At 63.1% G+C, this 14,011-nt stretch carries 13 protein-coding genes and 1 pseudogene; 9 read left to right on the top strand and 5 right to left on the bottom strand.

Features of this window, described 5'->3' with window-relative positions; translation table 11 throughout:
• Positions 1-26 precede the first annotated feature (26 nt).
• From GA566_RS32665 to GA566_RS33815, 6 genes are all read left to right on the top strand, one after another.
• The gene (locus GA566_RS32665) at positions 27-2,990 is read left to right on the top strand and encodes a heavy metal translocating P-type ATPase (protein ID WP_255459777.1); all 2,964 of its coding nucleotides are present in this window, start codon (positions 27-29) and stop codon (positions 2,988-2,990) included.
• The gene (lspA, locus tag GA566_RS32660; RefSeq protein ID WP_053821794.1) at positions 2,980-3,474 is read left to right on the top strand and encodes a signal peptidase II; all 495 of its coding nucleotides are present in this window, start codon (positions 2,980-2,982) and stop codon (positions 3,472-3,474) included. The genes GA566_RS32665 and lspA overlap by 11 nt, the downstream gene beginning before the upstream one ends.
• Positions 3,431-4,294 (top strand): AraC family transcriptional regulator, encoded by an 864-nt coding sequence (locus GA566_RS32655; RefSeq protein WP_082371465.1) that lies wholly within the window; start codon positions 3,431-3,433, stop codon positions 4,292-4,294. The genes lspA and GA566_RS32655 overlap by 44 nt, the downstream gene beginning before the upstream one ends.
• Positions 4,291-4,716, top strand: a complete 426-nt coding sequence (gene cadR, locus GA566_RS32650; protein ID WP_053821795.1) for a Cd(II)/Pb(II)-responsive transcriptional regulator — start codon at positions 4,291-4,293, stop codon at positions 4,714-4,716. Before GA566_RS32655 ends, cadR begins: the two co-directional genes overlap by 4 nt.
• Positions 4,717-5,396: 680 nt before the next feature.
• Positions 5,397-5,921: an OmpH family outer membrane protein gene (locus GA566_RS32645; RefSeq protein WP_115737194.1), complete on the top strand. Its 525-nt coding sequence runs from the start codon at positions 5,397-5,399 to the stop codon at positions 5,919-5,921.
• 181 nt (positions 5,922-6,102) lie between these two features.
• Complete coding sequence (locus GA566_RS33815; protein ID WP_338123553.1) at positions 6,103-6,369, top strand: heavy metal-associated domain-containing protein; 267 nt, start codon at positions 6,103-6,105, stop codon at positions 6,367-6,369.
• 44 nt (positions 6,370-6,413) lie between these two features.
• Here GA566_RS33815 and GA566_RS32635 read toward each other — a convergent pair whose 3' ends face one another.
• Positions 6,414-6,893, bottom strand: coding sequence for an MAPEG family protein (locus GA566_RS32635; RefSeq protein WP_115737192.1), 480 nt, complete (start codon positions 6,891-6,893; stop codon positions 6,414-6,416).
• A 46-nt stretch (positions 6,894-6,939) separates the two neighbouring features.
• Positions 6,940-7,512, bottom strand: coding sequence for a phosphatase PAP2 family protein (locus tag GA566_RS32630; RefSeq protein ID WP_115737191.1), 573 nt, complete (start codon positions 7,510-7,512; stop codon positions 6,940-6,942).
• 417 nt (positions 7,513-7,929) lie between these two features.
• On the opposite strand from GA566_RS32630, the gene GA566_RS32625 reads away from it, so the two are divergent.
• Both GA566_RS32625 and GA566_RS33525 read left to right on the top strand, forming a co-directional pair.
• Positions 7,930-9,855, top strand: coding sequence for a cytochrome c/FTR1 family iron permease (locus tag GA566_RS32625; protein ID WP_053823089.1), 1,926 nt, complete (start codon positions 7,930-7,932; stop codon positions 9,853-9,855).
• A 182-nt stretch (positions 9,856-10,037) separates the two neighbouring features.
• Positions 10,038-10,214 (top strand): annotated as a pseudogene (locus GA566_RS33525) (DoxX family membrane protein); the annotation flags it as partial.
• 23 nt (positions 10,215-10,237) lie between these two features.
• Here GA566_RS33525 and GA566_RS32615 read toward each other — a convergent pair.
• Both GA566_RS32615 and GA566_RS32610 read right to left on the bottom strand, forming a co-directional pair.
• Positions 10,238-11,743: a tyrosine-type recombinase/integrase gene (locus GA566_RS32615; RefSeq protein ID WP_004635319.1), complete on the bottom strand. Its 1,506-nt coding sequence runs from the start codon at positions 11,741-11,743 to the stop codon at positions 10,238-10,240.
• Positions 11,740-12,678, bottom strand: coding sequence for a DNA-binding protein (locus GA566_RS32610; RefSeq protein WP_004635320.1), 939 nt, complete (start codon positions 12,676-12,678; stop codon positions 11,740-11,742). Before GA566_RS32610 ends, GA566_RS32615 begins: the two co-directional genes overlap by 4 nt.
• Positions 12,679-13,276: 598 nt before the next feature.
• Here GA566_RS32610 and GA566_RS33140 point away from each other — a divergent pair.
• Positions 13,277-13,453 carry a hypothetical protein gene (locus tag GA566_RS33140; protein ID WP_004635326.1) on the top strand — a complete coding sequence of 59 codons (177 nt, stop codon included), beginning with the start codon at positions 13,277-13,279 and terminating at the stop codon, positions 13,451-13,453.
• Between the two features lie 87 nt (positions 13,454-13,540).
• Here the strand turns inward: GA566_RS33140 and GA566_RS32605 are convergent, their stop codons facing one another.
• On the bottom strand, positions 13,541-13,948 hold the full coding sequence (locus GA566_RS32605; RefSeq protein ID WP_004635327.1) for a hypothetical protein: 408 nt from the start codon (positions 13,946-13,948) through the stop codon (positions 13,541-13,543).
• Positions 13,949-14,011: the final 63 nt, after the last annotated feature.

Genomic DNA, 14,011 nt, shown 5'->3' with positions numbered 1-14,011 from the left:
CTCAAGAAAGGAAGAAGGCGGAGGACCTGAACGGCGCGACATCCGTCTTCCGCATTCCCAACATGGATTGCCGCAACGAAGAAGCGGCAATCCGTGCACGGCTTGCCAAATTGCCAGCGGTAGAGTCCCTTTCGTTCGACCTTCCCCAGCGCCGCCTCACCGTCCGGCATGGGCTACCGAACCCGGGGCCGTTGCTGGAGGCCCTCCATGAGATCGGCATGCAAGCATCGATGGAGGACGACGGCGAAGCCGCGGGCAACGCCGCTTGCGGATCCGCGTGCGCTGGATCCTGCGCCGGCAGCCAGAGCGCTGCGTTAGAAGAGTCAAAAGACACATTCACGATTCCAAACATGGATTGCCGCTCCGAAGAGGCGGCGATCCGCGCGCGGCTGGAGCCGTTGGCCGGCGTCCGGTCGCTCGAGTTCGACCTACCCGCACGCCAGCTGTCTGTCGTCCACACCTTGTCCTCGGTGGAACCCCTGCTGACGGCGTTGCAATCGATCGGCATGCAGGCAAGGCTGGGCGAAGACACAACTCCTCCGGGCGCGAATTGCGCAGCGACAACGGAGACTGCCTGCGGTCCCTGCGGCACGCCCCCCGTCTCCTTCGTCCCTGCAGCCACGGGCAATACCACGCAGTTCCTGATCACAAACATGGACTGCCCCACCGAGGAAGCTTTGATCCGCAAGCGCCTAGGCAAGGTGGAGGGCATCGAACGCCTCGACTTCGACCTGATGAATCGCCGACTGGAGGTGCAACACCGCCTGCCCGATCCGGCACCGGTCCTCGGCGCACTGCGCGAGATCGGCATGCATGCCACGGTCGAGCGCGAGGCAGGGGCAAGTTCCAAGGGACAAGCCACCTACTTGATCGAAAAGATGGACTGCCCGACCGAAGAGGCGCTGCTGCGCAAGGCGTTGGAAGGCATGCCGGGTGTCAGCAGCCTGCAGTTCAACCTGATGAGCCGGACCCTGACCGTCAGCCATTCGCTGAAGGACGAGGTGCCAATCACAGCGGCCATTGAGCGACTTGGCATGCAGCCGGTGCTGCGCGACCATAGTCGGCCTGCCCCCGCAGTCACGAGGGACTTTGGCACCGGCATTTCGAAGGCGGAGTGGCTGCGCATGGGGGCCGCCGGCGTGCTGGCGGTTGGCGCGGAAGTCCTCACATTCGCCGGGATGGGTGAATCGGCATGGCCGGTGGTGGCCGCGTCGCTGGCGGCCATTGCGTTGGGCGGTATCGAGACCCTGAAGAAAGGCTGGATCGCGCTGCGCACGCTGTCACTGAACATGAACCTCCTGATGACGATTGCCGTCATCGGTGCCGCTTTGATCGGCCAGTGGCCGGAAGCCGCCGTGGTGATCTGGCTGTTCGCCATCGCGGAGATGATCGAAGCGCTAAGCCTGGACCGGGCGCGCAACGCGATTCGCAAGCTGATGGACCTGGCGCCGGAAACCGCACTCGTCCGCCAGGACGACGGTCGCTGGCAAGAGGTCAAGGCCGAGACAGTGCCGCTTGGAGCCGTCGTGCGCGTTCGTCCCGGCGAACGTATCGCCTTGGATGGGGTCGTGGTGTCGGGCGCATCAGCCATCAACCAGGCGCCCATCACCGGCGAAAGCATGCCCGTGGAAAAGAACCCCGGCGACACGGTGTTCGCGGGCACGATCAATGAGCGCGGCACATTGGAATTCGAAGTGCACTCGCGCAAGGGAGAGACCACGCTCGACCGTATCGCGCGCTCGGTCCAGGAAGCCCAAGGCCAGCGCGCGCCGACGCAGCGTTTCGTTGATCGTTTCGCGAGCGTCTATACCCCCTCTGTCTTTGCGCTGGCGATCGCCATTGCCGTGATCCCGCCGCTGTTCTTTGGGGCGCCTTGGTTCGAATGGGTCTACAAGGCGCTGGTGATGCTGGTGATTGCTTGTCCCTGCGCCCTGGTGATCTCGACACCGGTGACGGTCGTCAGCGGCCTGGCTGCGGCCGCGCGGCGTGGCATCCTCGTCAAGGGTGGCCTGTACCTGGAGCAAGGGCGTCTGCTGCGCGCGGTGGCACTGGACAAGACTGGCACCCTTACGCACGGCCGCCCGGCGCTGACCGATACGGTACCGACGGGCGCGCTCTCGGAGACGGAAGTGCTGCGCATTGCCGCCAGCCTGGATGCGTTGTCCGAACATCCAGTGGCCACAGCTATCGTCAACGCCTACGGCGACAAGCCGCACGCCTCAGTGCAACGCTTCGAGGCTCTGGCTGGCCGTGGCGTCAAGGGCGACATCGACGGCCAGACCTACTACGTCGGCAACCACCGCCTGGCAAATGAGCTTGGCGTGGCCAGCGAGCAGGTCCGCAAGCTGCTGGAGAGCCTGGAAGCGCAGGCCAAGACAGCAGTGGTGCTTGCCACCGATAAGCAGGCACTGGGTGTCCTGGCAGTTGCCGACACGGTCCGGGACAGCAGCAAGCGTGCGGTAGCGGCGCTCAAGCAGTTGGGCGTAGAGCCGGTGATGCTTACCGGCGACAACCGCAAGACCGCGGAAGCGGTGGCCGCCCAGGTGGGCATCACCGACGCGCGCGGCGACCTGCTGCCGCACGACAAGTTGGCTGCGATCGCAGAGCTTGGCGCGAAGGCGCCGGTAGGCATGGTCGGGGATGGCGTCAACGATGCGCCCGCGCTGGCCAAATCGAACATCGGCTTTGCGATGGGCGCTGCTGGCACCGACACCGCGATCGAGACCGCCGACGTGGCGCTGATGCAGGACGACCTGCGCAAGCTGCCTGAGTTCATCAAGCTGTCGCGCCGGGTGGGTGGCGTGCTGAAGGCAAACATCGCCTTCGCGATCGGTACCAAGGCGGTCTTCATGGTGCTGGCCTTCACCGGCCATGCCAGCCTGTGGCTCGCGATTCTTGCCGACATGGGCGCAAGCCTGGCCGTGGTGTTCAACGGACTGCGCCTGCTGGGGACCAGCCCCTCCACTGAGAGTGACCACCATGCGGGCTGATCGCAGCATTGGCCTGGGTTTCGTATTGGCGGCCCTTATCGTGGCGATGGATATCGGGACGAAAGTAGCCATCGTGGCCTGGGTCGACTACGGTGCAAGCCTCGACTGGCTGCCCGTCCTCAACGTCGTGCATGTGCTGAACCGAGGTGCCGCCTTCAGTTTTCTGCACGGCGCGGGGGGCTGGCAGCGATATTTTTTCATTGGAATTGCCTTGGCGGCCTCCGCGTTCCTTGTGTACATGATTCGGCGTACTGGTACCACCGATACCGAGCGGATCAGCTACGGACTGATCTTGGGCGGCGCGTTGGCCAATATGATCGACCGGGTCGCACGCGGAGCGGTGGTCGACTGGATCGATCTTCATTGGGGTTCGTACCATTGGCCGGCCTTCAATGTGGCTGACATCGGCATCACACTCGGTGCTGCCTTGATCGTGTTCCATGAGCTCTTCGGCAGAATGCAGGCACGCCCAGCCCGCGGATGAACACGAAGCATCCGACAGGCAGCCGCTGCTGACCATCGGCCGCGGCTGGGCCATTTACATCGGACCGATAGAGGCCGGTCGGTTGCACCGACATCAAGCAGCTCAGTTGGCATGGAGCAAACAGGGGATGTTGCTCCTCGAAGGGGCCTGGGGCGGATTGCAGGCCCCGGGACATTTTCTTGCGGCCGGGGTGCCGCATCGTCTCGTAGCGGCCGGCCCGGTGCGCATGGTGTTTCTCGACCCGACCATGCACAGCGTTTGCCCTACTGGCCGTCGGCCCGCAGCCACGATGGCGCCGAGCCCCGTGCAGGCGGATATGCTGGAACATGAGCTGGACCGCTGGCTGCGAGGCGCAATGCCGTCTGAAACAGCGAATGTGTCACAACCTGCCACGGAGGCTTCGCGTTGGGCTGCGGTCCTCCAGTGGCTGGAAACGTCGCTGGAGGGACCCGTGCATGTCGCACATGCCGCCGACGCCGTAGGCCTGTCGTCCTCCCGTTTCATGCATTGGTTCGCGGAGGCGAGCGGACTGTCGTTCCGGGCGTACGTGCGTTGGTTGCGCCTGCAGCGTGCGGTGCGCACCCTCTCCGATGGTTGTACGCTCACCGAGGCTGCTCATCTCGCCGGCTTCGCCGACAGCGCGCACCTGACGCGCACCTTCGTGTCCACATTCGGAGTCCGGCCAGCGCCGCTGCGTGGCGCTCGGATTGTCTGTACGGCACAGTCCAAACCTCCATTCACACTGCACGGACTTGAATTTGTCGACACCATCCGGCATGGAGGGCGTCAGACAGGAGCCCAACAAAGGGGAAAAGCATGAAGATCGGCAAACTTGCTCAAACCGCCGGCACCACGGTGGAGACTATTCGCTTCTACGAGCATGAAGGCTTACTGCCGGCGCCGGCTCGTTCCTCTGGAAACTACCGACTCTACGCTTCCCAGCACCTTGAGCGGTTGGCGTTCATCCGCCATTGCCGCTCGTTGGACATGACCCTGAACGAGATTCGGTCCTTGCTGCGTCTCAAGGATGCGCCCCACGAGGACTGTGGAGAGGTCAACGTCCTGCTAGAAGGCCACATTCGACACGTGGCGCGCCGCATACAAGAGTTGATGGCATTGGAACGTGACCTGAAGCAATTGCGCAGTCAATGCGGTCTGTCGCGAGAGGCCAAGGACTGCGGCATTCTGGAGGGCCTTACGAAAACAGCCCATCAGACACCACAGCTGTTGGGAGAAGAGTAGGGACGCGGATCCCACGAAGGACTACAGGCAGATCCGCCTTCAGCGAACGCTTTCCTGTCGCCGGCGCTAAGCGGCATGTGCGCCACCCCAAACAGCGCAGGCGGAAGCGTTCCCGACGCGCAAGGCAGCCTCTGCCATAGCCCCGCAGAAAGGCACAGACTCCCAAGTGCGCCTCCCAAGCCGCCAAAACGTCTGCCGGGAAATGCATGCCTGCGACCAGACGCGACCAGCCAACAAGGTCCACGCCAGTTTGGGCTAGCCCCTTCTAGTGCTTCATCTAGCACTGTGTAGCTGCCATAGGGTCAAGGAAAACGCTACGCGTTTGCCGAACTTTTCTCCTGAAGTGCGGCGCGGGTGCTTTGTTCGTAGCAGGCGGCATATATGCGTGCAGCCTTGTCTTGACCCTGTAGCCACTACATGGTGTCAAATCGCACCGACATATCAGCTGACAGGCTGCCAATGAGAGGCGCTGGGCTAAAGGCGACCGGCCATATCATTGGGGCATGCCTCGGCACTGCTCTATAACCTGCCGAGCGCGGGATCCAAGCCGACCGATCCAATGTGCTGCAACATCTTCGATTTCACTACACTCGAGCCCATGAATTTCTGCATGCCAAACGCCACTCCGAGAAGTAACCGGTAACCGCCATACACTCACAAAAGGTACGGCTCCGTCGCTCATGCAAACGCCAACCCCACATCCGAAAACTCTGATAGCGGCGGCGCTGTCCGCCGCCATGCTGTGCGCGGTAGGACCGGTGCTAGCGCAGCCAGCGCGCATTGCCGTAGTCAATTCCGAACTTATTCTGCCGGACTCGTTGCCAGCCAGGCAGGCCCACAACAGGCTTGCACAGGAGTTTTCCACGCGCGACCGTGAACTGCAGGACATGGACCGGAAGACCAGGGCCTTGGCTGACAAGCTCGAGAAGGAAGCGGCCGTGCTCACAGATCTTGACCATCAGCGCCGCCAGCACGAAGTGGCCGAGCTGACCCACGAATTCCAGCGCAAGCAGCGTGGATTCCGAGAGGACTTGCAACAGCGCCGCAACGAGGAACTGGCACGGGTGCAAGAGCGCGCCCAGCAGGCGATTCGCCAGCTTGCCGAGCAGCGCGGGTACGACCTTGTCATACAGGCAGTCTATGTGAATCCGCGCATTGACATCACTGAAGACGTCATGAAAGCGCTGGACGCCAGCAGCAAGTAGGAAACCTTCATGGGAGGTCGCAGCAGGCTGCGCGGAGATGCTTGGCCCCGCTCTGTAGGTAATTCATGTTCACTCACGCGATGTGACCCTTCAAGGCATAGAAGCATCATCCACTTTGTCTGACATGGTGCAATGCTGGGTTCATTCCATCGAGGCCGGCTGAGGTCCCTGCGGCACTGCCATCTCGCTCGTCCCTGCAGCCACGGGCAACACCACGCAGTTCCTGATCACCAACATGGACTGCCCCACCGAGGAAGCCCTGATTCGCAAGCGCCTGGGCAAGGTGGAGGGGATAGAACGACTCGACTTTGACCTGATGAACCGCCGGCTGGAGGTGCAATACCGTCTACCAAATCCGTTACGGCATGCATGCCACGGTCGAACGCGAGGCAGGGGCCTGATCTGTCCGATGAAACGGCCCCCCTCCTTCAGCGCCCCGAGAGAATGAGAGCCACCGCAAGCGTGTAGGCACCACAACGGTCGAAATCCCAGTCATCGCCATCCCAAAAGCCGACCGGTAGGATGCCGCGCATAGCCAACCGCGAACGTGATACGACCGAGCAGATACAAGCTCACCAGAATCGGCATCAGCCTAAGTTCGGCGCCATACAGCACTGTCGCAAGAATCAAATGCGCGCCTACCGCCAGTACGGTCTGTTCGAGCGAGTTCTGTAGCACCGCCACGCGCAGCTCAATAGCGGGACTAGGACGCGAAAACGCCGAGCCCTGGATATCGGCTTGCGATAAAAAGCGTCCCTTGCTTACGGCTCTCACGCAATCTGCTAACCATAGGAAAACAGGGAGATCGGCCTTGAGCGCAAACGCGACACGGTCGCCAATACCAAGCTGTCCATCGAGGCCGAACAGAGCGGGGGGAAGCCAGATATAACCCGCGCCAAGAACTACCGCGCAAACTAAGCAGGCAAGCATCGAATCACGTACGATGCGACGTTGTTGCAGACTCCATGGCATGGTTGCACTCCTCGCCTGTTACCCCGGCACGACGATCCTTGGTACGTTAAGCAGCCCCCTTCAATAACCGGCTCGAAAGAGCCAAACTGCCGAGCGCTACTAACCAGCCCGCCAAGACGTCCGCCGGGAAGTGCATCCCTGTGGCCAAACGTGACCAGCCGACTAGCGCGACATAGGTAAGTAGAGCCGGTCGCCAGTGGGCGCGGACCATTGGCCATAACCCACCAGCAACCAGAGCGGCGTACGTGGAATGTCCACTCGGAAGACTGTAGTGCGTCTCAATTGAACCGATTGAATGCCACAGGTGACCGAACACGGCAGCCGGCCGCGGGAAATCGAAGAGAAACTTTGATGCTCCAACTACAGCAAATGCCATACCGAATGCGACTACAAATCGTGCCAAGTGAGCCTGTAGCTCCAACGAACGATCTACATCCGAGGTTGTTCTTGACCAGACCCAAAAGCCTCCCATGACAACAGGCGCGGTCCAATAGTTGCCCAATAGGTAGCTAAACAGCTTGGCCAAAGGCAAGAACATTGCCGGCGTGCCTTCATTGACCAGTAGGAAGATCTCTCGATTCCAGCCGCTCCAGTCGTAGAGAACAAGTGCCCAACTCATCGGATCACCATCCTCCGCCCCTCGCATCCCACCATACGGTAAGGACTCGCGATATGGGGGCGTTGGGTTCTATTGTTCGCAATCGTGCGAACGCCTGAAAGCCGAGGCGGAGGGTCGCCCGAAGTTGTGCGCACCTCACGTAAGCGCATTGCACCCTCCCGCATCTTGCACGCGGCTGCACTTGGCTCGACCCCATACGAGCAATCCGCCGGAAGTCCCCATCGGTTTGTGTTGCGCTGACTCAAAGTAGGTCGCCAGTATTGACTAACGTTGTTATTTCTACGCCCTCTAGCGGCTATAGAGTCAAGCGCGATTCCCCATACTTCCATCACCAAGATGGGTCGCTCGCGCAAACGATATGAATTACAATCATTCGCATTTGTCCGCGAAAACTGCCGCCCGCCCGGCGTGTTCCTCATGCAAGCCCTGCGCATCCTCTCCCTCGTTCTAGTCTCCTTGGCGCTATCCGTCTCGACGGCTTTGGCCGAGCCTCTATCCACGCAAGACAAGGCCAAGCAAGTCTGGCAATTGCTGGACTACCTTGCCGTTGACTATGGCGGTTCAGTCAACGATGGCCGCATCACCAATGAGGCTGAATATGCCGAGATGCAAGAGTTCGCGCAGACGGTCGCGCGACAGCTAGGCGAATTGCCGCCAGGACCCGCCTCCGAACAACTAGGCAAGGAAGCTGGCGCATTGCGTTTGTCCATCGCAGCGAAGGCCTCGCCAGAAACTGTCGCCGAACTGGCTCGGAAGTTGGCCAGCGGCGTCCTCACAGCCTATCCGGTTCCTATGGCACCAAGCAAGGCGCCTGATTTGCAGAACGGGGCGAAGCTCTATCAAAGCCATTGTGCGTCCTGCCACGGCGTATCCGGTAACGCGGACGGCCCCCTCGCAGCGAAACTCAACCCGCCCCCGATTGCGCTGGCCGACCACGCGCGCGCGCAGGAACGCAGCGTCTTTGCCTTGCAACAGATCATCACGCGCGGCGTGGAGGGAACATCGATGCCGGGCTTTGCCCATCTCTCCGAAGACGACCGATGGGCTCTGGCCTATTTTGCTTCGACGCTGTCTTATTCAGATACTGACCGCCAGGCGGGCGCCAAGCTTTGGACTGCTGAACCGGGGCTGCGCGCGGCGGTTCCCACGCTCGACAAGCTTAGCCAGACCTCGGAGGCGGCACTTGCTAAATTCGTGGGTGCACAGACCTCTCGTGATGGTCTTGCATACCTGCGAAGCTCACCGGACGTACTGGCCGCATCGACCACCGATAGTCTCTCAATCGCCAAGGAAAAGCTGAAGGAAAGTGTCACTGCGCTTGACAAGGGAGACACGCGGGCCGCATCGCAACTGGCTTTGTCCGCATATCTTGATGGGTTCGAACCAGTTGAGCCTGCGTTGGCTGCCAAGAACCAGGCTCTCTTCCTGGACATCGAGAAGACGATGGGACTCTATCGAAATGCCGTCGCGAATGGCCAGGCAGAGCGCGCGCATGACATCGCAGCGCAACTGCAGTCAAGGCTGGACGAGGCGCAGGAAGCGCTCGCAGGCGCCAATGACGCATTCTCGACCTTCCTTGGCGCCTTTACGATCCTGCTTCGTGAAGGGCTTGAAGCGCTGTTGGTAGTCGTAGCCATGCTGGCGTTCCTCAAGAAGGCCAATCGCACTGACGTCCTTCCCTACGTTCACGCGGGTTGGGTCACTGCGCTGGGAGCCGGTGGATTGACGTGGGCGGTAGCTACCTACGTCGTTGATCTGAGCGGCGCTAGTCGCGAAATGACCGAAGGCTTCTCCGCGGTCTTCGCGGCGGTCGTCCTACTCGGCGTCGGCATGTGGATGCACCAGAAGAGTCTGGCGGGACGCTGGCAATCGTACGTGAAGGAAAAGCTGTCGTCGGCATTGAACAGGAAATCGGCGTTTATGCTCTTCCTGCTATCGTTCGTCACGGTCTACCGGGAAGTATTTGAGACCGTGCTCTTCTACGCGGCCCTGTGGTCCGATGGCAACGGTGCCTACATGCTCGCGGGACTCGGTTGCGGTATTGCTGTGCTGGCAGTGATTGCGTTTCTGCTCCTGCGATCGACGGCGCGTTTGCCGATTCGACAATTTTTCGCGTTCAGCTCCGCCTTGGTTGGCGTGCTTGCCGTGGTCCTGATTGGCAAGGGCGTGGCGGCACTGCAGAAAGTTGGCCTGTTGCAAGTGACGCCGCTCTCTATGCCGCGTATCGATGTCTTGGGCGTTTACCCCTCTGTGCAAACCATTGCCGCGCAAGTGGCTATTCTCCTCATCATCGTTGCCAGCGTGACCTATAACTTGCGATCGCAACGTACCGCGAGGGTGTGAGCCCCTGTCAGGCGCGAAGCTTTGTTCGTCGACCATTTCAAAGTCAGCGATTTGGCCCAAATGTGGCGGACTTTTTGCGACTACCTTCCATTCGCGGCAGGATCGATGGACGGCATGGACATGTAGGGCTGCCAAGGATGTCACGCAACTGTCGTGCTGTGCGGGCTGAGAAAAAGCCAACCTTCTGGAACTCGGCGATCGCCAAGCTGGCCAATTGGAATGCCGCCCTCGACCTGTTCCGCGAGGACTACCGGGTGCCGCTGGTGCCCTCGGAGTCTGCGGCCTGCCTGGCGGTGTCAATCGAGCTGACCGCCCCAGCTTTGCTGTTGCTGGGACTGGCGACCCGCGCCGTGGCGATGCGACAAGGCAACGCGCGCTGTCGCTACGGCCCATCATCCGCAAACGTGGCATCGACAAAGGCCCGCAACTGCGTCAGGTCGGTCCTGGCATAGGCCGCCGTGGTCTGCACCGAGGCGTGGCCGAGCAGCGCCTGGGCGGCCGGCAGCGGCACCTGGTGGTCGACCACCAGTGTGCGCGCATAGGCATGGCGCAGCCAGTGCGGGGAGGCCGCGCGCAGTAAGAGCGCCTGCGCCGGCTCGCGCGCCTGCAGACCATCGGCCACGGCCGCAAAGATCGCCTTGACCTCCCGGTACAGGCCTGCCGACTGTAGCGCTTCGCCCTTGTTGCCGTGGATTACAGGCAGCGCCTCGTGCGCCGGCGGCTCGGACGGCAGGCCGCGTGCTTGTCGGTAGGCGCGCAATACCGTCACGCACGGCACCGGCAGCGGAATGGCCCGTGCCTTGCGCCCCTTGCCGCAGACATAGAGCGTCCACCGCCCGGGCGCCTCGGCCTCCAGGCGGGGCAGTGCGATCTCTGTCGACCAGGCCAGTTCCGCCAGGCGCACGCCGGCGTAACGATACAGCGCCCAAATCGCGCGCCGCCGCTGCGCCGCCAGCGTGTTGGTCGTGTTGGCGGCGGCAAACTCCGGCGCCTCAAGCCAGGCATCGCACGCGGCCAGCAGCGCTGGCGGGATCAGCCGCGTCGGCGCGAAGCCGGCCCGGGTGCGGCTGCCGGCGGACAGGCCCGCGGCCGGATTGGCATGCAAGTAGCCGGTGTCGTACCAGTAGCCGTAGAGGCTTGCCACCACCGCCAGCGCGCGCGTGCGGGTCGCTTCTGACAAGGGCGGCGCGGCGTCCTCCCTGCCGGTCTCCCCGTGCTGCAGCGCGTGCCGGTAGCCGAGCAACCGCTGGCGCGTGAGGTCCGAGAGCGGCCCAAGCTCGTGCGCGCCGCACCAGCGCATCAGGCGGCGCAGTTCGGCGCCATAGGCGCGCAACGTGTGGGGCGAGCGCCCGGTTCGGTCGCGCAGGAAGAGCGCCAGCGCCTGTGCATCGTCGGCGGCGCCGAGCGTGTTGGCCGCCGCGTGCGGCTGGGCGAAGCGGCCGGCGCGCGTGAGCCACGCGTGGTCAGCAGGGCCGTAAGCGGCCAGCCACGGGTTCGCCGCGACAGCTCCCCTCGCTTCCGCGGCGGTCGGCACCGTTGCTTCGCTCGCTAAGGCGGCGGTGGACCGGATGCGGCGCCGGTGCGTGTGCAGCAGCCGCGCGAGGACCGTCTCCGGGCGGGGCGCCAGATCCGCCGTCACCGTGCGCAGGCGCCCGCGCTCCCAGTATTCGACTGCCCCATCGTGCGCCAGCAGCAGCTTGAGCACGGTCGGCTGCGCGGCCTTGGCGTCGGCCAGCGAGCCATAGCGGCGCTTGACGCGCGCCAGCGTCCAGTGCGCGTAGACCGGGTGCCCGAGTGCCTCCGCCAGGTAGGCGAGGGCCGCCGCGACGGTGGCCGGCAGTGGGCGCGGCGGCACCGCGCCCGTATCGATCCAGTCGGCCGGCTTCATGACTGGGCGGTCCGCTTGGCGGCCGCCTTGCCCGTCGATCTGGGCACGCGCGTCTTGGCCGCTGGTGGCGCCGCGGCCAGGGTCGCACGCAGCAGCTCGTCGAGCTGGGCGCGCTGGCTGGCGGTGACGGCCTTGAGTGCGCTCGCCTCGCCCGCGGCGGTCTGGCGCGCGGCCCGCTCGCTGGCCAGGTCGGCGTCGAGTCGTGCGCGCTCGTCTTCCAGCGCGGCGATGCGCCGCTCGGCGAATTTGAGTTGGGAGGCCAGTTGCGCGCGCTCGGCCCGCACCGCGTCGCGCTGGTGCGCGGTTTCCTGCAGGAGCTGCTTCGACAGCGCCTCGTAGCGCGCCTGGGTGGTGGCGATCGCCTCGGTGTGGGTGCGCTCGCCCGCCGTGGCGCGCTCCTGGGCGGTCGCCAGCGCCGCCTCGAGCTCGCCCCGGCGTGCGGCTTGCTCATCGGCGCGCGCGCACGCCGCCGCCTGGGCGGCGCACGCTACGGCCAGCGCGGTGTCGCGCGCGGCGAGCTGGCCGCGCACCTCGCTCAGTTCGGCCCGCAGCAGCTCGACCCGCAGTTCGGCCTCGGCGCGGGCGGCCTCGGCGGTGTCGGCTGTGGCTTGCGCCTCGCGCTTCAGGCGCACCACGTCGTCGAGCTGCACCGCGACCGCGGCCTGCCACAGCGCGCGCATCGCTTCGGCGATCTCGACCGGAATCTCGGGCAGGGCGAGGTCGGCCAGGCCCGAGCGCACCACCTCGGCCTCGATCGCGTTGAGCGTACGCGACAGCGTTGCAGGGTCACCGCCGCCCAGGCGGTCACGCAGCTTGCGCACCGACACCACGCGGCGAAAGCGTGCGGCCGTGGGCGGCGCCGCGTCGCCGGCCTCGGTGAGCATGGCCAGCACGGTGGCGCGGATCTGGTCGGGGGTGGCGGCGAGGCGGGGCATGGCAGTTTCCGGAGGCGCATTTCAGCCTATCTTACGCACATACCTAACGTTAGAAAAGCCATTTATGTGTTGCTTGGGAAAACCAAAGACGGATAAATCTAGTTATCTTGCGGAAACAATGGCTTCCAGCCACAGGGCGCGCTTGGCCGCGCGGCGGGGGCGGTCAACGTTCCAAAACCAAGGGGAAAAGGACCAGTCAGCAAGTGACTGATTTGACTAGGGTTTTAGGGTGGGCATCACCCTGGAACCCGCATGGCTGCTACGGGTGGCTACCCCGGTAAATTGCGGCGAAATCAAGGGGACCCCTGATCCAGACATTCGTCTATTCGCTGGCCTGGCCGCATATCCAGTGGGCGGCGATGCTGGTGGTGCGGCTGCGCCCGGGTGCGGGTAACTAGTCGCTGGACGAACTGTAGGGGGCGAGCACTAACCGTCTCGCGCGGCGGCTTGCGAACCATAGGTCGGCCCGCGGCCGGAAAAATGCTTGACCTTCCCTGCCGTGGGAACGTCCATATTAACCATGGGGGACAGAAGCCCCTGCGGCGTGGCAGGACCAAGTCGGCAGAGAGCATCGGATTTTCCGCCGGAGGTTAGTCAAATGGGCGTTCCGGGGCGCACGTTGTATGAAGAGGTCTTTGCGGTGTTCGAAAGGGCATGCCAGGAAAGCGATTTCGAGCTGGCCGAGGACCTCCTGCTCGCCCTAGAAGCGATGGATCGCCGGCAGGAAGCTCATCGGCAACTCGACCGCGCCTACCTGCTGCTAGCCGATCTCTGAGAACGGGAGTCCCCCGACTTTGGTTTCTACCTGCTTGCCATCGGCTGGCCAATGCCCCTGGGGACAGCAGTGGTCCTCTTCCATGCCTTAGCGTGCAATATTTTCCGTTTTCTGAAGTGACCCCTTCTTTACGGAGTCCCGCGTATACCAGTCGTTCTTCTCGACAACCGGCTCTTTGCGATAGTGCCGCATGACCCGAAGAAAGCACTCGAGAGGCTGTTCTTCTTTCGTAACCATCGGGCCTAACGTCGTCGGAGACAATTGCACGTTCCGGCTAATTCGAGAAACATCGTCTATTTTGCAGAAAGCGGCCGCTAACCGATCGAGCGGGGGAGTATCCGAAGGTCTTGCGAGCGCCGAGGCAATTTCTTCCATGTGCGCCGGGCTGCAAGGAAACTCATGTCGATCGGACAGTGCGCTCACTTTGGCTTGCAGAGCCGGGTTCGTGCCCTCGTGAAGGTACGCAAACAGGTTGTAATCCAGGTAAATTCTCATGCGATGGAGTTTGCGTATTGTTAAGCGCGCTCATACGTTTGGGAAATGCTGGCCGAACCTGAA

It is taken from the genome of Cupriavidus sp. SW-Y-13 (assembly GCF_009793345.1).
In the GTDB taxonomy this organism is placed as follows: domain Bacteria; phylum Pseudomonadota; class Gammaproteobacteria; order Burkholderiales; family Burkholderiaceae; genus Cupriavidus.
This window is presented reverse-complemented; position numbering and strand designations above follow the sequence as displayed.